The 18,384-nt window shown below is 39.4% G+C and carries 16 protein-coding genes; 4 read left to right on the top strand and 12 right to left on the bottom strand.

The features are described 5' to 3' along the window. Positions 1 to 14 precede the first annotated feature (14 nt). Positions 15 to 335 carry a DMT family transporter gene (locus FN756_RS07825; protein WP_142603038.1) on the top strand — a complete coding sequence of 107 codons (321 nt, stop codon included), beginning with the start codon at positions 15 to 17 and terminating at the stop codon, positions 333 to 335. Positions 336 to 917: 582 nt separating this feature from the next. Here FN756_RS07825 and FN756_RS07820 read toward each other — a convergent pair. After that, positions 918 to 1,508, bottom strand: coding sequence for a TetR/AcrR family transcriptional regulator (locus FN756_RS07820; RefSeq protein ID WP_142603036.1), 591 nt, complete (start codon positions 1,506 to 1,508; stop codon positions 918 to 920). Positions 1,509 to 1,514: 6 nt separating this feature from the next. After that, the gene (gene pheS / locus FN756_RS07815; RefSeq protein WP_142603034.1) at positions 1,515 to 2,552 is read right to left on the bottom strand and encodes a phenylalanine--tRNA ligase subunit alpha; all 1,038 of its coding nucleotides are present in this window, start codon (positions 2,550 to 2,552) and stop codon (positions 1,515 to 1,517) included. A 141-nt stretch (positions 2,553 to 2,693) separates the two neighbouring features. On the opposite strand from pheS, the gene recJ reads away from it, so the two are divergent. From recJ to FN756_RS07800, 3 genes are all read left to right on the top strand, one after another. Then, the gene (gene recJ, locus FN756_RS07810) at positions 2,694 to 4,388 is read left to right on the top strand and encodes a single-stranded-DNA-specific exonuclease RecJ (RefSeq protein WP_142603032.1); all 1,695 of its coding nucleotides are present in this window, start codon (positions 2,694 to 2,696) and stop codon (positions 4,386 to 4,388) included. 124 nt (positions 4,389 to 4,512) lie between these two features. Further along, positions 4,513 to 5,250, top strand: a complete 738-nt coding sequence (gene lptB, locus FN756_RS07805) for an LPS export ABC transporter ATP-binding protein (RefSeq protein WP_142603031.1) — start codon at positions 4,513 to 4,515, stop codon at positions 5,248 to 5,250. Positions 5,251 to 5,289: 39 nt separating this feature from the next. Next, positions 5,290 to 6,810 carry a GH3 auxin-responsive promoter family protein gene (locus tag FN756_RS07800; protein WP_142603029.1) on the top strand — a complete coding sequence of 507 codons (1,521 nt, stop codon included), beginning with the start codon at positions 5,290 to 5,292 and terminating at the stop codon, positions 6,808 to 6,810. Between the two features lie 96 nt (positions 6,811 to 6,906). Here the strand turns inward: FN756_RS07800 and recQ are convergent, their stop codons facing one another. The 10 genes from recQ to FN756_RS07750 form a co-directional block, all read right to left on the bottom strand. After that, entirely contained in the window at positions 6,907 to 9,018 is a 2,112-nt protein-coding gene (recQ, locus tag FN756_RS07795) for a DNA helicase RecQ (RefSeq protein WP_142603028.1), read from the bottom strand. Positions 9,019 to 9,119: 101 nt separating this feature from the next. After that, complete coding sequence (locus FN756_RS07790) at positions 9,120 to 9,614, bottom strand: shikimate kinase (RefSeq protein WP_142603026.1); 495 nt, start codon at positions 9,612 to 9,614, stop codon at positions 9,120 to 9,122. A 111-nt stretch (positions 9,615 to 9,725) separates the two neighbouring features. Continuing rightward, complete coding sequence (locus FN756_RS07785; RefSeq protein ID WP_142603024.1) at positions 9,726 to 10,784, bottom strand: ABC transporter permease; 1,059 nt, start codon at positions 10,782 to 10,784, stop codon at positions 9,726 to 9,728. A 127-nt stretch (positions 10,785 to 10,911) separates the two neighbouring features. Continuing rightward, the gene (gene rocD / locus FN756_RS07780) at positions 10,912 to 12,156 is read right to left on the bottom strand and encodes an ornithine--oxo-acid transaminase (RefSeq protein ID WP_142603023.1); all 1,245 of its coding nucleotides are present in this window, start codon (positions 12,154 to 12,156) and stop codon (positions 10,912 to 10,914) included. Positions 12,157 to 12,286: 130 nt separating this feature from the next. Continuing rightward, positions 12,287 to 13,339 (bottom strand): TerC/Alx family metal homeostasis membrane protein, encoded by a 1,053-nt coding sequence (locus tag FN756_RS07775; RefSeq protein ID WP_142603021.1) that lies wholly within the window; start codon positions 13,337 to 13,339, stop codon positions 12,287 to 12,289. Positions 13,340 to 13,432: 93 nt separating this feature from the next. After that, complete coding sequence (locus tag FN756_RS07770) at positions 13,433 to 14,404, bottom strand: polyprenyl synthetase family protein (RefSeq protein WP_142603020.1); 972 nt, start codon at positions 14,402 to 14,404, stop codon at positions 13,433 to 13,435. A 139-nt stretch (positions 14,405 to 14,543) separates the two neighbouring features. Beyond that, positions 14,544 to 15,581, bottom strand: a complete 1,038-nt coding sequence (locus tag FN756_RS07765; protein ID WP_142603018.1) for an asparaginase — start codon at positions 15,579 to 15,581, stop codon at positions 14,544 to 14,546. Between the two features lie 41 nt (positions 15,582 to 15,622). Continuing rightward, entirely contained in the window at positions 15,623 to 16,393 is a 771-nt protein-coding gene (locus tag FN756_RS07760) for a TatD family hydrolase (RefSeq protein WP_142603016.1), read from the bottom strand. A 91-nt stretch (positions 16,394 to 16,484) separates the two neighbouring features. Then, entirely contained in the window at positions 16,485 to 17,351 is an 867-nt protein-coding gene (locus FN756_RS07755) for an FKBP-type peptidyl-prolyl cis-trans isomerase (protein WP_142603015.1), read from the bottom strand. A gap of 21 nt (positions 17,352 to 17,372) precedes the next feature. Beyond that, the gene (locus tag FN756_RS07750) at positions 17,373 to 18,380 is read right to left on the bottom strand and encodes a DHH family phosphoesterase (RefSeq protein WP_142603013.1); all 1,008 of its coding nucleotides are present in this window, start codon (positions 18,378 to 18,380) and stop codon (positions 17,373 to 17,375) included. Positions 18,381 to 18,384 lie beyond the last annotated feature (4 nt).

Here is an 18,384-nt window from a genome sequence, read left to right as displayed (position 1 = left end):
TAACTAGTAACACTATGGCTTGGATCATTTTGGTAATAGCAGGTTTATTTGAAGTAGGTTTTACCACCTGTCTAAAGCTCTCGAATAACTTCACTAATCTTAAATGGAGCATTGGATTTTTTGTTTGCATTACGCTAAGTTTTCTGCTTTTAAATAAAGCGGCACAAACCATCCCCATGGGAACCGGCTATGCCGTTTGGACAGGCATCGGCGCCGTAGGAACAGTTTTGATCGGTATTTTTATTTTTAATGAACCCTCTGACTTCTGGAGGGTTTTCTTCATCTTCTTATTGATCGGTTCAATTTTGGGATTAAAATTGGTTTCGGTGCATTAAGTTAAGATAGTAGGTTAGATATAAACTTTCGACCAAAGAAATATTCATTGTTTACTACTGTTTTTTTTCCATCCATTGTACAGTAGCAGGTATCATCTTACCTTCATTTTGTTGTGCTGTACCGTTTGTACTGCGGCCGTTGTCAATGCAATTGGCAAGTAAGCTTTGCAGTTGTGTTACGACTCGAGGATATGCTGCAAAAAGATTTTTCGTTTCAAATAAATCATCTTACCGGTTAGATTCAGAACAAACATCTTCATGACTCTTACCTAGGACACGCTTTCCAATTGTTGCTCCTAAAAAGAAAACCCCGTCAATATCTCTACTGAACGGGGCTCAACCTAAACCAATTTATCTATGAAACTTTACAATTTTAAAGTTCGAATTAAATAACGAAGCAGTCTGATATTTGTTTTATCAAAGAGAAAAAAACTTTTTAATTTCCCTTATCCGCTTTGTTGACACTACAAATATAAAGGCTTTTATACCAAATACCCAAACGGTTCACCAAAAAATCATGCAATGTTACACTAATTTTACAATGTAACTTTTCAGTTAAACTCATCTAGTTTTGAAATTTTGTTAATCTTCAGAAGAAAGCGCCCCCTTAATGAGATAAGGCAGAATATCATTGCGAAATTTGATAAAATTCTTTTTAACATCCGCATCGCTCACCGAAGTGAATGCAAATGAAAAAACAATGCTTTTACTTGCATTAATTAAAAAACGCATACGTTTTATAACCCCTTCATCGGGCGGAGTGGTGCGAGCTTGGGCAAATGTATCGAGTAAGAGTTCTTCAATTTCGTCCGAAAGCTTCTTTAAAAACGCCTGCGCATTGACTGATTCGCGAATAAACTCCCAACCAATAAACTCATTACAGGCAATGTAGGTAAGCCGGCTAACGCGAAGCACCTTATCAGCTATTACCTCTGCTTTATCCTGTCCATCAGGAGAATATTTCTGCGCAAGCTCTTTGATATGCTTCTCCAGATAATCCATTATGATTACATTGAGAATTAACTCTTTGCTCTCAAAGTATTTATAAATGGTTGCTTTTGCCAAATTAGCCTTGGCAGCAATTTCATTTACACTTGTTTTGTGGTATCCGTAGCGTCTAAAAAGTTGTTGCGCAGCTTCTTTAATACTGACTGAAATTTTATCTCCGTCCATGTATGACTAGATAATTTCTGATTTGAATTGTTTCAGGAAGCGTAAATCATTCTCAAAGAATAAACGAAGATCTTTAATTTGATATTTAAGCATAGTGATACGCTCTATACCCATTCCAAAAGCAAAACCAGTATATTTTTCAGGGTCGATGTTACAATTTTCAAGCACATTCGGATCCACCATACCGCAACCTAAAATCTCTACCCAACCGCTGTATTTACATACGTTACAGCCTTCTCCTCCACAAATTTTACATGAAATATCCATTTCTGCCGAAGGCTCAGTGAACGGGAAAAACGAAGGACGGAAACGAACTTCGGTACCTTTACCAAAAAGTTCCTGTACGAAATAATATAAGGTTTGTTTAAGATCAGCGAACGAAACATTTTCATCGATATACAATCCTTCCACCTGATGAAAAATGCAATGTGCACGGGCAGAAATAGCTTCATTACGAAATACACGGCCTGGCATGATAGAACGAAACGGAGGTTTTCCGGCTTCCATCATACGTACCTGAACCGATGAAGTATGTGTACGCAAAGCGACATCTCCTTTTTCTGATCCACTATTTTTTTCGATGAAGAAGGTATCCTGCATATCACGGGCAGGGTGTTCTTCCGGAAAATTCAGGGCTGAGAAATTATGCCAGTCGTCTTCAATTTCAGGACCCTCGGCAACGGTAAAACCAATGCGAGAAAAGATCTCAACAATTTCTTTACGAACTAACGAAAGCGGATGACGAGAACCAACCGCAACCGGCATGCCCGGTAAGGTAAGATCGATTGCCGAAGCTATATCACTTTCTTGCGTAAAACTTTCTTTAAAATCATTAAACTTCGCTTCAGCAGCTTGTTTACATTCATTTAATACTTTACCCAATAATCGCTTTTCTTCGGGAGAAACGGTTTTAAACTCTTCGAACAAATCGCCGATGATTCCTTTTCTACCCAAAAACTTAATGCGGAACTGCTCCAGTTCGTCTGCTGATGTAGGCACAAAGGCCTTGATCTCTGCTATATAACCTTCAATTTTCGACTGCATAGCGCAAAGATAGAATTTTAAAATTAGTGCTTATGACTGTAATGATAAGAAACAGACTAAAAAATTAAATAGTCTAATTTTTGCAGAATATAAATCTAAACTAAGCCGAATTAGGTTTATCTTACTATTTTTACCGGTTCTATGGAAAAAAGATGGATTGAACATTCGGATTATGACCCGCAGGTGGTTGAGCAGCTTGAAACTGAGTTGAATGTTTCTCCCGTTATTTCAAAATTACTTTACAAACGCGGAATTTTTGATTTTGAAGAGGCAAGGAAATTTTTCCGCCCGAGCATAGATCATTTGCATGATCCTTTTTTGATGAAGGACATGGAGAAAGCCATTCATAGAATTGAACAAGCTATTCGTAATCGTGAGAAAATTCTCATTTACGGCGATTACGATGTTGACGGCACTACTTCAGTTTCATTGGTATTCAGCTATTTCCGCAAGATTCACTCGCTGATAGACTATTATATACCTGATCGTTATAAAGAAGGGTACGGTATTTCTACCCAAGGAATCGACTGGGCTGCTGAACATGGTTTCAGCTTAATTATCGCACTTGATTGCGGGATTAAATCGGTCGATAAGGTTGATTATGCCCTTGAAAAAAACATCGACTTTATCATTTGCGATCACCATTTACCAGGCGATGAAATTCCTCGTGCAGCAGCTGTACTTGACCCCAAACGTGTCGATTGCGAATACCCTTACAAAGAACTTTCGGGCTGCGGCATTGGTTTTAAGTTAGCCCAGGCTTTCTCTCAAAAAAACAACATGCCTTTTGAGGATTTGGAGCAATACCTCGACTTAACAGTTGTAAGTATTTCTTCAGATATTGTACCTATAACAGGAGAAAACCGAACGCTGGCTTTCTTCGGATTAAAGCGCTTGAATGAAAATCCTTGTGCAGGTATTAAAGCACTCATTGATCTATCCTCATCACGAGAAGACATTACTGTAACCGATATTGTATTCCAGATCGGACCACGAATTAATGCAGCCGGCCGAATTGACGATGCAAAACATGCTGTTCATCTACTTATTTCGAGCACCGATGAACTGGCTACCGAACAAGGGCTTATTGTTAATTCAAAAAACACCGAACGCAAAGAGGTGGACAGTACAATTACCACTGAAGCGATGGCCATGATGGAGAACATCCCTGAAATGTCCAGTCGCCGCTCAACCGTTTTATTCAGCCCTAAATGGCATAAAGGCGTTATCGGAATTGTGGCCTCTCGCCTGATTGAAAAATACTACCGGCCTACTATTGTTCTAACCGAATCAAACGGCATGGCCACGGGTTCAGCCCGTTCGGTAAATGGATTTGATATTCACCAGGCTATCAGCTCATGCAGTGATTTGCTCGAACAATTCGGAGGACACAAGTATGCAGCCGGATTAACCATTAGTTTGGACAATGTGGACGCATTCATTGAACGTTTTGAACAAGTTGTTTCATCAACGATTGAGGACTGCTCATTGAGTCAGCAAATTGAAATTGACGAATTCATTAAGTTAAGCGATATCAGCCCGAAACTCATTCGTATCATCAAACAGTTTGCTCCTTTCGGACCTCAAAACATGAAGCCTGTTTTTGCCAGTAGAAATGTGTGGTGCAAATACGATCCTCAAATTGTAGGCAACAATCATTTAAAATTTTCAGTACAACAATCAGATGGCCATACTTTTGAATGCATTGGCTTTGGTCTTGGAGAACATTATCAACGTATAAGAAAAGGAATTCCGTTTGATATGTGTTATACAATTGAAGAAAACACCTGGAATGGAAAAACAACCATTCAATTAAGTGTTAAAGATATAAAGTAGCCTACCTAACCCCTCCTCTGGCGGGGAGCAGGAAAAGGCATTGTCTCCCTTAGGAGAATTAAACGGTCAACATTATTAATTTAAACATTTTATCTCCTCCCCTTCGGGAGGTAGGAAGGGGCTTATGTTAGAACTACGTGCAGAAAATCTGGTTAAAACGTACAAAAAACGTACAGTAGTAAACCATGTTTCATTCGATTTAAAACAAGGTGAAATTGTTGGTTTGCTCGGACCCAACGGGGCGGGTAAAACTACATCATTCTACATGATCACAGGTCTAATCAAACCAACTGATGGCCATGTGTATCTCAATGATCAAGAAATTACTCATGATGCTATGTACAAGCGTGCACAGAAAGGCATTGGATACCTTGCCCAGGAGGCTTCAGTATTTCGCAAATTAAGCGTAGAAGACAATATACTTTCTATTCTTGAAATGACTGATCTTGGTAAAGAGGAACGTCATGATAAGCTTGAAAGTTTGATCAATGAGTTTAGCTTACAAAAAGTACGTAAAAACCGTGGAGACCTACTTTCGGGGGGAGAACGCCGTCGTACCGAAATTGCGCGATGTCTGGCCGTGGACCCTAAATTTATTCTCTTGGACGAACCTTTTGCCGGAGTTGACCCGATTGCGGTAGAAGAGATTCAAACCATCGTGGCTAAACTGAAAACAAAAAATATCGGTATTTTGATTACCGACCACAACGTACAGGAAACCCTTTCCATTACCGACAGAGCTTATTTATTGTTCGAAGGTTCAATTTTAAAATCAGGCACTGCCGAAGAGCTAGCTGCCGATGAGCAGGTACGCAGGGTGTACCTAGGCAAAAACTTTGTTTTAAGACGAAACCTGAAGTAATTTTTTCTTAAATTGAAAGCATCTTAACCTAACCATTATATGACCATCATCAACAACATTGCCTCCTGGATCATGAAAAAACGTATCCATCAGATCGAACTTTTCATGAAATATCCTTTTGAGGTGCAAGAAGAATGGTTGATGAATCTGGTCACTACTGCCAAAGATACCGAATGGGGCAAACGTAATAACTTTCGCTCTATTGAGAATTCGGCTACGTTTAAACAACGATTTCCCATTCAAAACTACGATTCGACCAAAGGGCATATTGAACGTATGATGATGGGCGAAAAGAACATACTTTGGCCGAGTAATGTAACTTGGTTTGCCAAATCAAGTGGCACGACCAGCGATAAAAGCAAGTTTATTCCGGTAAGTGAAGAATCACTTGAAGAATGTCATTTCAAAGGCGGCAAGGATATGCTGGCCATTTACTGCAATAACCAACCTGATGCTAAAATTTTCACGGGTAAGAGTCTTGTAATGGGCGGTAGTCATCAGGTAAACCAATTGAATGACGAATCTTATTACGGTGACCTTTCGGCTGTTCTTATACAAAACCTTCCCTTTTGGGCTGAATTTTATCGTACGCCTGATATTTCCATTGCTTTAATGGATGAATGGGAAGCTAAAATCGAAATGATGGCGCATGCCACCATCGCTGAAGATGTAACCAATATTACCGGCGTTCCAACCTGGACGCTAATTCTGGCTAAACGGATTTTGGAAATTACAGGTAAAGATCATCTGTTAGAAGTTTGGCCGAATCTTGAGCTCTACATACACGGGGCTGTCAACTTCAACCCATATCGTGAACAGTTTAAAAAGCTCATCCCTTCAAATGACATGTATTATTTGGAGACTTACAACGCTTCTGAAGGTTTTTTCGGCATTCAAGATCAAAGCGACAAAAATGAAATGCTGTTGATGCTTGATTACGGCATTTACTATGAGTTTTTACCAATGGAAGATTATGGCAACCCTTATGCGCGTACGCTTGATCTTTCGGAAGTTGAACTTAATAAAAACTATGCGATCATTATTTCAACCAACGGTGGTTTATGGAGGTACATGATTGGCGATACCGTGAAATTTACCAATTTGAACCCATTCAGAATTCAAATTACAGGTAGAACCAAGCATTTTATCAATGCCTTTGGCGAAGAGCTAATCATTGAAAATGCAGAACAAGCGCTCTCGGCTGCTTGCCGCCATACCAATGCGGTTATTAAAGAATACACAGCAGCGCCAATCTATTTTTCGGATGGAGATGCCGGAGGCCATGAATGGATTATTGAGTTTGAAAAACATCCCGACAGCTTGGACCATTTTTCTGAATTGCTCGACAATCACCTGAAATGCATCAACTCCGATTACGAGGCTAAACGTCATAAAGACATGGCGCTTCGCTTCCCGATTGTATACGTAGCTCCCGAAGGAACATTTTATACATGGTTAAAAAGTAAGGGTAAACTTGGTGGTCAACATAAAGTACCGCGCCTTGCTAATGATCGTACCTATATTGAACAAATTATGGGAATGATGAAAGAAGCGGTTTAGGGGTTAAGCTAAGGGCATTTGAATAGTTTCCAATAACATAGTTTTGTCTTTTATTCAAAGATTAATAAAATTACTCCTCGACTCTCGTTCGACTTGCTACTCCCTACTCAAATACGCCAACGCCAATCTGATCTTAAAATAATCAATTTCGCCGTTCAGATGCTCGAAGTAATCTTTCAGTTTATCGGTTGGACCGATTGCTGTTTTAGCTTTTCGTATTCGCTCAATCTCTTCTAGGCTAACAAATTTTTCTAATGAAATATCTTCTCCCGTTTGATACAAATGGGCAATATGCGAGTATACCGTTGTTGAGCTTAATTCTCTGCGCACGGCTATTTCATCAGGAGAAAAGCCTTGTTTAATCAGCTCCAGCGTTTCTTTGTGTGTATTGCCTTTTTGCTTTGGCGTTTTATATGAGGAGCTGATGAGACTTAGAAATGCTTCACCATATTTATCGTATTTATGCTGACCGACGCCTGAAATAGCCAACATTCCGGCAGGTGTATTTGGTTTTTCCTGAGCCATCTCTTGCAGGGTGGCATCGTTAAAGATTACATAAGCCGGAACACCTTCTGCCTCCGCGATTTCACGACGAAGTTTACGCAGCGAATCAAACAGTTTAGCTTTCGAATTGCGTGGAACAGGCTCGTCGTCGTCAATATCAATTCTAGCAGCTCGCTTAACTTTAATTTCTTTAGGCTGAGGATAAACGAGATTGGCAATCTTCTTACCAAAAAGTATTTCCTTACCCAAATCAGTTACTTTCAACGAAAAACCCTCATCATAAGCCATCTCCATAAAGCCCTGATTCAGCATTTGCATGATGTAGCCTTGCCAATCGTACGCGCTCATATCACTGCCTGCACCGTAGGTTTTTATTTTATCGAACCCTCTTTCTAAAATTTCAGCCTTTTCAGATCCGCGCAGCACATCAATTAACATGATAGTGCCCACTTTTTCATCCATGCGCAACAAAGCCGAAAGTGCCTTCTGAACCAAAACGGTCCCGTTAAAATGCTTGCGAGGATTATGACATACATCACAATTACCGCAGTTTTCTTCTAAAGACTCTCCGAAATAATTAATCAGGATTTTTCTTCTGCAGATATCCGCTTCGGCAAACTGTTGCATACGCTTCAGCTTCTCGAGATTGATTTCCCGTAATTGGCCTTGTTCAGCAAATTGGGTAAGCAACACCAAATCGCTAAGGCTGTAAAAAAGTATGGTATCGCTATTCAAACCATCACGGCCCGCACGACCGATTTCCTGGTAATAACCTTCAATATTTTTTGGCAGATTATAATGAATTACCCAGCGTACGTTTGATTTATCGATGCCCATGCCAAAAGCAACAGTGGCGCAAACAATCTGAACGCGATCGTTAATGAAATCATCCTGGGTTTTGCTTCTTTCTTCGGCACTCAAGCCCGCATGGTAACAAACGGCTTCAACTCCCTGGCTGATTAGTTTCTGAGCAAGTTCCTTAGTAGTTTTACGGCTCAAACAATAAATGATACCCGATTGATCCGCTCTGTCGTTTATAAAATCCAGAATCTCTTGATCTTTCTGCTTGGTTTTTAAGCCCGTCCGAACGGTCAGACTCAAATTCGGACGATCAAAAGAGGCAATGAAAACTTCGGGATTATTAAGATTAAGCTGGTTAATTATATCACGACGGGTAACTTTATCAGCCGTTGCAGTAAGCGCGACCACAGGGACACCCGGAAAGCGATCTTTCAACACTTTGAGCTGCGTATATTCAGGACGAAAATCATGGCCCCATGACGAAATACAGTGTGCCTCGTCAATGGCAAAAAGCTTTATATTGAATTGGGCCAATATGGAAAGAGAACTCAGTAAGCGCTCAGGAGAAACGTATAACAATTTAATTTCTGAACCTAGGCATCTATCTACAATTGCCTCTTCTTCCTCAGCACTCAAGCTACTATTCAGAAATTCTGCTTTAATACCATTTGCGCGCAATGCATCTACCTGATCTTTCATTAAAGAAATTAAAGGAGATACAACCACTGTCATACCCTCAAATAACAAAGCTGGCACCTGAAAACAAATGGATTTTCCGCCTCCCGTTGGCATAAGAACCAAGGCATCTTTTTGTTCAAGAATGGACCGGACAATATCGCTCTGTAATGGGCGAAATTGATCATACCCGAAATATTCTTTAAGTACGGCTGCGGCTTCAGTCATTAGTAATGGTTAATAGTTACCTAGCAATTGGTTATGAGTTATAAGTATAGTAAGCCTTACCGAAGGTACAAAAAGGCGATTCGACTCCGCTCCGCGAGACGTCACAATAGCTCAACTACATTCTCAGGATTAAGATTATGCCCGTTTAATGTTAAATGAGCTTTTTTATAGTGTAGCTCACGAGCAAGCAGACGTTCTTCAATAAAATTAATCAAGGACTCTCCTTTTAATCCTTTTATTAAGGGACGCTCTTCTTTGGCGTTTTTAAGTCGATCAGCGATTGCTGTTGCCGGCATTTGTATATAAATGGTTTTGCCTTGCGCGTTCATCCAATCCATGTTATCAAAAAAACAAGGAGCTCCCCCTCCGGTTGAAATAACCGCATTTTCGGGAAAATTGGTTTGTTGCAAAATCTCCTTCTCCAACAAACGAAAAGCATCTTCTCCATGAGTGGCAAAATAATCAGCTACCGACCCACCAGTATGTTCTTCGATAAGATGATCGAGATCAATAAAAGGAACCGCTAAGCGTTTGGCTAATCGTTTACCGAAAGTTGTTTTACCAACACCCATGAAGCCAATGAGGAAAATTCGCATTGTTTATTGTTAAAATTATCAAAAAAAGTACACAGTCCTTAACAATCAGTCCTCAGTTCGTTTAATCTCATCTTACTCCTTACGCAAGACTCAGGACTACCGACTCAAAGACTACCTCACTCTTACCCTCGGATCTAATACACCATAAAGTACATCAACCAAAATATTAGTTAACACGAAGATGAACCCACAAAACAGGATTGAACCCATTACAACCGGGAAGTCCGACAAACCTAATGCATCCACGGTGGCTTTGCCGAGTCCGTTATAGCCAAAAATATATTCAACAAAAAAAGAACCGGCCATAAGCGATGCAAACCAGCCAGAAACCGCCGTTACTACCGGATTTAAAGCATTGCGCAAAGCATGCTTCCATACTACTGAATAATTACTCAACCCTTTAGCGCGGGCCGTACGAATATAATCTTGCGAAAGCACCTCGAGCATGCTGCTACGTGTAAGCTGCACGATGATGGCAAGTGGACGTAAGCCCAAGGTAATCATGGGCAGTATCAGGTTTTTCATTGTCAGCACTTCTCCTTTAAAAGGATCGTAATTATGCAGGCTACCCGACATATTGAGCCCGGTATATCTACTTAATACAAAACCAAAAAGCCATGCAATGAGAATACCCGCAAAAAATGAAGGTGCTGAAATACCTATGATTGAAAAGGCAATTGACCCTTTATCAATCCAGGTATCCTTTTTTATAGCTGAAATCACGCCGAGCGTAATTCCAATTACTGTAGCGAAGATCATCGCAGTAACGGCAAGTACCAACGTATTAGGAATGGTTTCTGCCAGAATATCAGCAACGTCTCTTTTAGTTTGATACGATCGGCGAAGATATGGCCATTTCAATGCTAACACCTTGTTGGTCCCAACCGGAAATAACTTTGAAAAGTGATACTTTGCCTGTAAAGCTGAATCAGCCTCATGAATCCCGATAGGAGAAATATCATTTACAAAAAGTACAAACTGAACAGAAAGAGGTTTATCTAGTCCCAATTCTTTACGCACCGCCTCTAGTGATTGCACATCAGAACGCTGACCTTGCGTCATACGAGCCGGATCGCCTGGCAACACATTAAACAGAAAAAACACGGTTACTACGATTCCAAAAAGTACCAACAAACCGTAAAACACCTTATTTAGGATGTATGAAATCATTCGAATAATTAATGGTTCCGAATTTAGGAAAATTTCTTTCACCCTGATGACACAAATTAAGCAGTGCCCATTTCAAAGCAAAAAAGCCTCGAAGGGTCTCCGAGGCTTAATATAAAATCGAACAATCTTATTTTTTAAACGCCAATACCGTTTTGCGAATAATGGCAACGCAATCCATAAGTTGTTCTTCGTTCATTACCAAAGGTGGCGCAAAGCGAATGATGTTACCATGAGTTGGTTTGGCGAGCAATCCATTTTCTTTCAACTTCACACATAAATCCCAGGCAGTAGAGCTATCTTCAGTATCATTCACTACAATTGCATTCAGCAACCCTTTACCACGTACTAGTACCAACAACTCGGTTTCATCTATAAGTTTTTGTATTTCAGCGCGGAAAATTTCACCTAAACGCTCAGCATTTTCAGCCAATTTTTCATCGGCAATTACCTCAAGTGCTGCAATCGCTACTTTGTTGGCTAATGGATTTCCTCCAAAAGTGGAACCATGCGTTCCCGGAGTGATTACCTCCATAATGTGATTATCGCAGAACACCGCCGAAACTGGAATCACTCCTCCTGAAATTGCTTTTCCCAAGATTAAAATATCAGGACGTACATTTTCATGATCGCAGGCTAAAAGTTTGCCTGTACGAGCAATGCCGGTTTGCACTTCATCAGCAATGAGCAACACATTGTTGGCTTTACATAATTCAGCAGCTTTGGCTAAATAACCTTCATCAGGAACAAATACGCCTGCTTCACCTTGAATGGGCTCAACAAGGAAGCCCGCAACATTTGGGTGCTTTAATACTTCTTCCAAAGCATTAATATCATTATATGGAATGCGGATAAAGCCCAAAGGGTAAGGTCCAAAATTTTTATTCGCCCCCTCATCACTTGAAAAAGAAACAATGGTGGTAGTGCGGCCATGGAAATTTTGTTCACACACTATAATTTGTGCTGAGTTTTCAGGCAGTCCTTTTTTTTCATAACCCCATTTACGGCAAATTTTTATAGCAGTTTCAACGGCTTCAGCACCGGTATTCATTGGCAATACCTTCTCGAAACCAAAGTAACCCGTTACAAACTTTTCATATTCACCCAAGGTGTTGTTATAAAAAGCACGAGAAGTAAGCGTAAGTTTCTGAGCCTGTTCAACCAATGCGGAGATGATCCTTGAATGACAATGCCCTTGATTAACAGCAGAATAAGCAGACAGAAAATCATAATACCGGCAACCATCAACGTCCCATACATACACGCCATCTCCTTTTTCTAACACTACAGGAAGCGGATGGTAATTGTGTGCACCAAACTTGTCTTCCAATTTCATTAAATCGGCCGCGGAATATTTATTATCTGTTGTTATCATATAAAAATTACTAAAAGGCCTTAAAGATAGCTATTTAGGCTTATTTCAACAATTTTTGAGCAAGCAGAATCCTGCTGTATTACAGAAAAGCAGGTTAAAAGAGGATAAGCCCGAATTCTATCGAAAAAAATTATGAGGCGTGTTCTTCTTTTTTAGGAAAAAGTAGGGAGGCTGTAACACTTATTACCAAAATACTGACAATAATGATGAGTGAATGCGATGTAGTAAATCCTATGTTGGCAAGAAAATCGTGCGCCAACATTTTAACACCGATAAAGATGAGCAATACCGACAAACCAACTTTGAGGTAGTGGAATTTATGTATGATATTAACCAGCAAGAAGAACATGGAACGCAAGCCAAGTATGGCGAAAATGTTCGAGAAAAAAACAATATAAGGATCTTTCGTGACTGCAAAAATTGCCGGAATTGAATCGACAGCAAAAATAAGGTCGGTAAACTCAATGACCAACAACACGATGAAAAGCGGCGTAATCAAATTCTTTCCCTGCTTCTTTACAAAGAATTTTTTACCTTCATAATTAGGCCAAACGGCAAATATTTTGGATGCCCATTTTACGACTCGATGATTTTCAGTATCAATTCTCTCATCTTCATTCCGATTAACAAACATCATGACACCTGTGTAAACCAAAAAGCCACCGAAGAGGTATAGGATCCAATTGAACTGACTAATCAAGGTTGCACCAATGAAAATGAATAGAAAGCGCATGATGATGGCACCTAATATTCCCCAAAATAATACACGGTGGTAGTACCTCTGCTCTACTCCAAAAGCAGATAAAATCAGAACTATTACAAAAATATTATCGACTGATAATGCATATTCAACAACGTATCCTGTTAAAAACTCCAAACCAAGGTTTTTTCGATAGATACCTAAACTGGCATCAAAATCATTCGGAATTAGCGTGATGTTATGTTTATGGGCTGCTATAATTTCTCTTAAGCTCTCAAAGCTGTCAATTCCATGAATCATTTCTCCGCGTTGAGTAAGTAGAAAATAAAAGCCAAATGCAAATGAAACCCATATTAAGCTCATTACCCCTGCCTCTTTTAACGAAACCACTTTTTCTTTTTTATTGAAAATCCCCAAGTCAAGCGCTAACATAATAACGATGAAGAGTAGAAATCCAGCAAAAAATAAATTTTCGTTTGTCATTTTGGGTTATTGGGTTAATTAGTTACGAGTTAATCGTTATTACAATATTTTTTGATGCTCATGGTCTACCATTATTAATCATGAACTATCAACTTATTTCTTTCTTTCAGTAGTGTAGCGCACGAGTTGCTCCAGAGAATGCCGGGCTTCGGTATCAGGAAAGGTATTAAGTATGGCAAAAGCTTCATCCTGATAACCCAACATGGTTGATTCGGCTAATTCCAGTCCACCGGTGGTTTTAACAAACTTGATGATTTCCTGAATTTTAGCAGGATCTTCGTTATGATTTTTGACCAAATTCATCATACGACGCTTCTCAGCCTTATCCGTATTTTTTAATGCATAAATTAACGGGAGTGTTACTTTCTTTTCCTTAATATCGATACCGCGAGGTTTACCTACATCATCAATACCAAAATCGAACATATCGTCCTTAATCTGAAAAGCAATCCCGATCTTTTCACCGAACAAACGCATCTTTTCCACTATTTCATCTGAAGCTCCGGCCGAAGCCGCTCCACATGCACAGCAAGAAGCAATAAGAGATGCTGTCTTCTGACGAATTACTTCAAAATAAACAGCCTCATCGATATCCATCCGCCGTGCTTTTTCAACCTGCAGCAATTCTCCTTCACTCATTTCACGTACGGCATTGGAAACAATTTCAAGCTGCCGGTATTCCTTATGTTCTACCGAAAGCATTAGCCCTTTTGATAGCAGAAAATCGCCCACCAGCACCGCTATTTTATTTTTCCAAAGTGCATTTACAGAGAAGAACCCGCGGCGTTCATGCGCATCATCGACCACATCATCATGAACGAGTGTAGCCGTATGCAAGAGCTCAACCAATGCAGCTCCACGATGAGTTGATTCGGTAATTCCACCACATACCTTAGCGGCAAAGAACACAAACATCGGGCGCATTTGCTTGCCCTTACGCTTGTAAATATAATGGGTAATTCTGTCGAGCAGCGGCACCGAACTTTGCATTGAGTCTTTGAATTTTTCTTCAAAAAGATCAATTTCAGTAGCTATAGGGTGTTTAATTTCGTCTAAAGTAGGCATTCAGTTGAGCTATGTTTTATCCCTGAGCCGGGCTGCTTCTTAATTTTTCCGTAGATATAATGTATTATTTTAGAATATCCAAATTCGTTTTGCGATTGCAAATATAATCCGAATGCATGAGCTGTACAACGTACATTCACTAGACTTGTCCGTTGAGTTTAGTAAGTTCTCCTCGTAATGAAGTTTCAATCATCTTTTTTTGTTCCTCAATAGGCAGATTTAATCCTAAAATGAACATTAATTTAGTGATAGCTGATTCAAAAGTAAGGTCATAACCACTTAATACGCCCATTTGAGTTAAATGACTACTGGTTTCATAATGACCGAGATCAACAGTTCCTCCATTACATTGGGAAATATCAAGAATGATAATTCCACGATCGATAGCTTCTTTTAAAATAGCCAAAAATTGAGGGTTAGTACTGGCATTGCCAGAGCCAAAAGCTTCCAATACAATAGCTCGCAAACCCGGAGTATTTGTTACCGCGCTTACAAACTTATGATCCATGCCGGGAAAAAGTTTAATTGAACCAACTGAAGTGTCGAAATACTTATAAACTTTTAATGGATTTTCAGAATGAGGAAGAATGTATTTTTCGTTGAATTTAATTTGCACACCAGCCTCAGCAAGCGGAGTATAATTGGTCGAGAAAAAAGCCTCGAATTTATCAGAATTTACTTTGCTTGAACGATTGCCTCGGTAGAGCATGTAATCAAAATAGACACATACTTCCGGCACCATAGCTTTTCCATTCTGATCTTTAGCAGCGGCTATTTCTAATGCTGTAAGTAGATTTTCTTTTGCGTCAGTCCGAATCTCTCCAATTGGCAATTGTGACCCCGTAAAAACTACCGGCTTGCCTAAATTTTCCAGCGCAAAACTTAATGCAGATGCCGAATAAGACATTGTATCTGAGCCGTGCAAAACTACAAAACCATCGTATTTATTATAATTATCTTCTATAATAATGGCCAATTCAACCCAAATCTCAGGAGTCATATTTGATGAATCGAGCGTGGGATTAAAAGAGTGAACGGCGAAATTATAGTTGAGCCTTTTGAGCTCAGGAACATTACTGGTGATATTTGAAAAATTGAAAGGCTTTAACACACCCGTTTTAGGGTCGTTCACCATTCCAATGGTACCACCGGTATAGATAATTAAAATATTGGTCATGAGGTTAAATCAACTGGTTTACAAATAAACGTCAATGTCTATTAAACTCCAAAAACAACTTTTGAGTTAGCAGTAGTAATAGCAGCGAGTTCTTCAACCGGTATGCGATGTAAATCGGCAATTTTTTCAGCAATATAAGTCAAATAGCTGCTCTCATTCGATTTACCCCGGAATGGAACAGGTGTTAGGTAAGGGGCATCTGTTTCAAGCACGATGTGTTTCAATTCGATCTGTCCCACCACTTTATCCAACCCCGAATTTTTATACGTTACCACGCCTCCAATACCAAGGTGAAAGCCAAGCTCAATTACTTCTTGTGCTTGTTCAAGGGTTCCTCCAAAACAATGAAAAATACCACGAAGCTTCGGGTCTTTTAATTCATGCAAAATTGTAACAATTTCATTGTACGACTCGCGACAATGGATAACAATAGGAAGATCCATTTTTTTAGCCCATTCAATTTGAATTCGAAAGGCTTGTTGCTGTTGTACTAAAAATGTTTTATCCCAATAAAGGTCAATGCCAATTTCCCCAATGGCCCAAATCTTTCTTCCTTGCATTGCATTATAAATCGTTGCAAGTTCTTCTTCAAAATTCTCCTTAACTGAACATGGATGTAGCCCCATCATTGGGAAACAGTTGTCAGGATACTGATCAGCCAGCGTATAAACTTGCTGTATTGTTTCACTATCAACGTTGGGGAGGAAGAGACGTGTTACACCATTCGTAAAGGCACGTTGAATTGCTTTTTCACGTTCCAACGGATCTTCAGGTGCGTAATACTGGTGGGTATGGGTATCGGTAAGTATCATTATTTAGACAAAAGAGCCAAAAACCAAGACAAGGGCATTTAACTAAATAAAAACTGCGGATGGTTTTGACATCCGCAGTTTTTAAATTTCTTTATTTTTTTGCTTTGACATCAATCACTTCAAGTTCGAATACCAATGGGCTATTAGGAGGGATAGTTCCTGCTCCTTGTTCAGCGTAAGCTAAAGCAGATGGAATGATGAACACACCTTTATCTCCTTTTTTGAGCAATTTCAACGACTCATAGAAACCTGGAATAACTGCATGCTCATTAATTAAGAATGTAGCCGGTTCTTTACGATCGTATGAAGAATCAAACTTAGTTCCATTTAATAAAGTACCCGAGTAGTGAGCAATAACTGTATCACCATCTTTAATTTGGTCACCAGCACCTGGAGTTGTAATTACATAACGAAGACCAGAAGCAGTAGTGGTTACGTTTAATTTTTTTGCTGCAACGTATGCATCAATTGGAGCTTTATCAATAGCATTTTGTTTATCACGTTTTGCTTTGAATTCAGTTTCCATCTGTGCCTTAGATTTTACATCTTCAACTTTAATGGTGTACAATAAAGAACTACCTTTAGGCAAAAACTTAGGGCGAGCACCTTCTGGAGCACCTTTAAACAAATCGTCAGTACTGATTTTAAAAGTAGCACTATCACCTTTACCCAACATTGTTAAAGCACTCATTACATGCTCTTTGTCCATCGCAGTATCAATTTTAACTAATACTTCAAAAGGACGCTTCATTTGGTATGAACTCTGTAAAACAGAATCCTTATCAGTTTTGAAGATCATGTTGAACTTCACGAAATCACCTTCTTTAATTTTTTCGCCGTTAGCGTCGGTGTGGATATTGTACATAAAACCCACATCACTTTTTTTAAAACCACCTTTATTGCAGGATGCTAGAGTACCTGCAATGGCCAAACCTAAAATTGCAATTTTTGCTTTCATTTTTATTTAAATCGATTTATTCTAAATAGTTAATAGTTCTTTATATTCAGGAAGAATGCTCATGAACTTATTCACGGTTTCTTCCAAACTGAGTGAAGATTGTCCACCTGCAGCATTGTGGTGTCCACCACCTTCAAAGTATTTTTTAGCCACTTCATTCGCAGGAAATTCACCCTTAGAACGAAAAGACATCTTTATCATTTCAGTGCGATCAATTGCAATGACTGCAAATTTTATATTGTTGATAGAAAGAGCATAGTTAACAATGCCTTCCGAATCACCTGAACCTACATTATAATCAATAAGATCCTTTTTGCTTAGTGAAATGAGTGCGGTACGATATTCAGGAAATACTTGCAATTTATCTTTTAAACAATATCCCAAAAAACGCAAACGTGTTTCAGAATGAGTATCGTATACCAATTCATAAATTCGCGCATTATCAGCACCTGCTTCAATTAAATCGGCCACGATGCGATGCAAGCGCGCGCTTACCGAAGGAAATCGAAACGACCCTGAATCAGTCATAATACCGGCGTACAAACAGCTGGCAATATTTTTATTCAACAACGATCTGTCTCCCATTAATTCAATGAACTCATATACCAGTTCGGATGCCGCACAAGCTTCGGCATTCCATAAGCGATAGTCATCAAAACCTTCCGGTTCTAAGTGATGGTCGATCATCACTTTTTTCGCATTAGATGCCGCTACGATCTCTCCTAACTTATTGATACGTTTAAGTCCGTTAAAATCCAGACAAAAAACCAAATCAGCTTTATCAATCAATTCTTTTGAGCGATCCTCGTGATCAGTAAATACAATCACTTCACCATTGCCCGGCATCCAATGTAAAAAAAAAGGATAATCACTAGGCGTAATTACGTGTACATTGTGGCCTTTCAACAGCAAATAATGATATAACCCTAATGAAGAACCCATAGCATCCCCATCAGGCTTATGATGAGTAGTGATAACAATCTGTTTAGGCGACTCAAGAATAGGTTTAATGGACGTAATCGGCTGCATCTGA

The organism is Solitalea koreensis, from assembly GCF_900182575.1.
GTDB classification, from domain to species: domain Bacteria; phylum Bacteroidota; class Bacteroidia; order Sphingobacteriales; family Sphingobacteriaceae; genus Solitalea; species Solitalea koreensis.
This window is presented reverse-complemented; position numbering and strand designations above follow the sequence as displayed.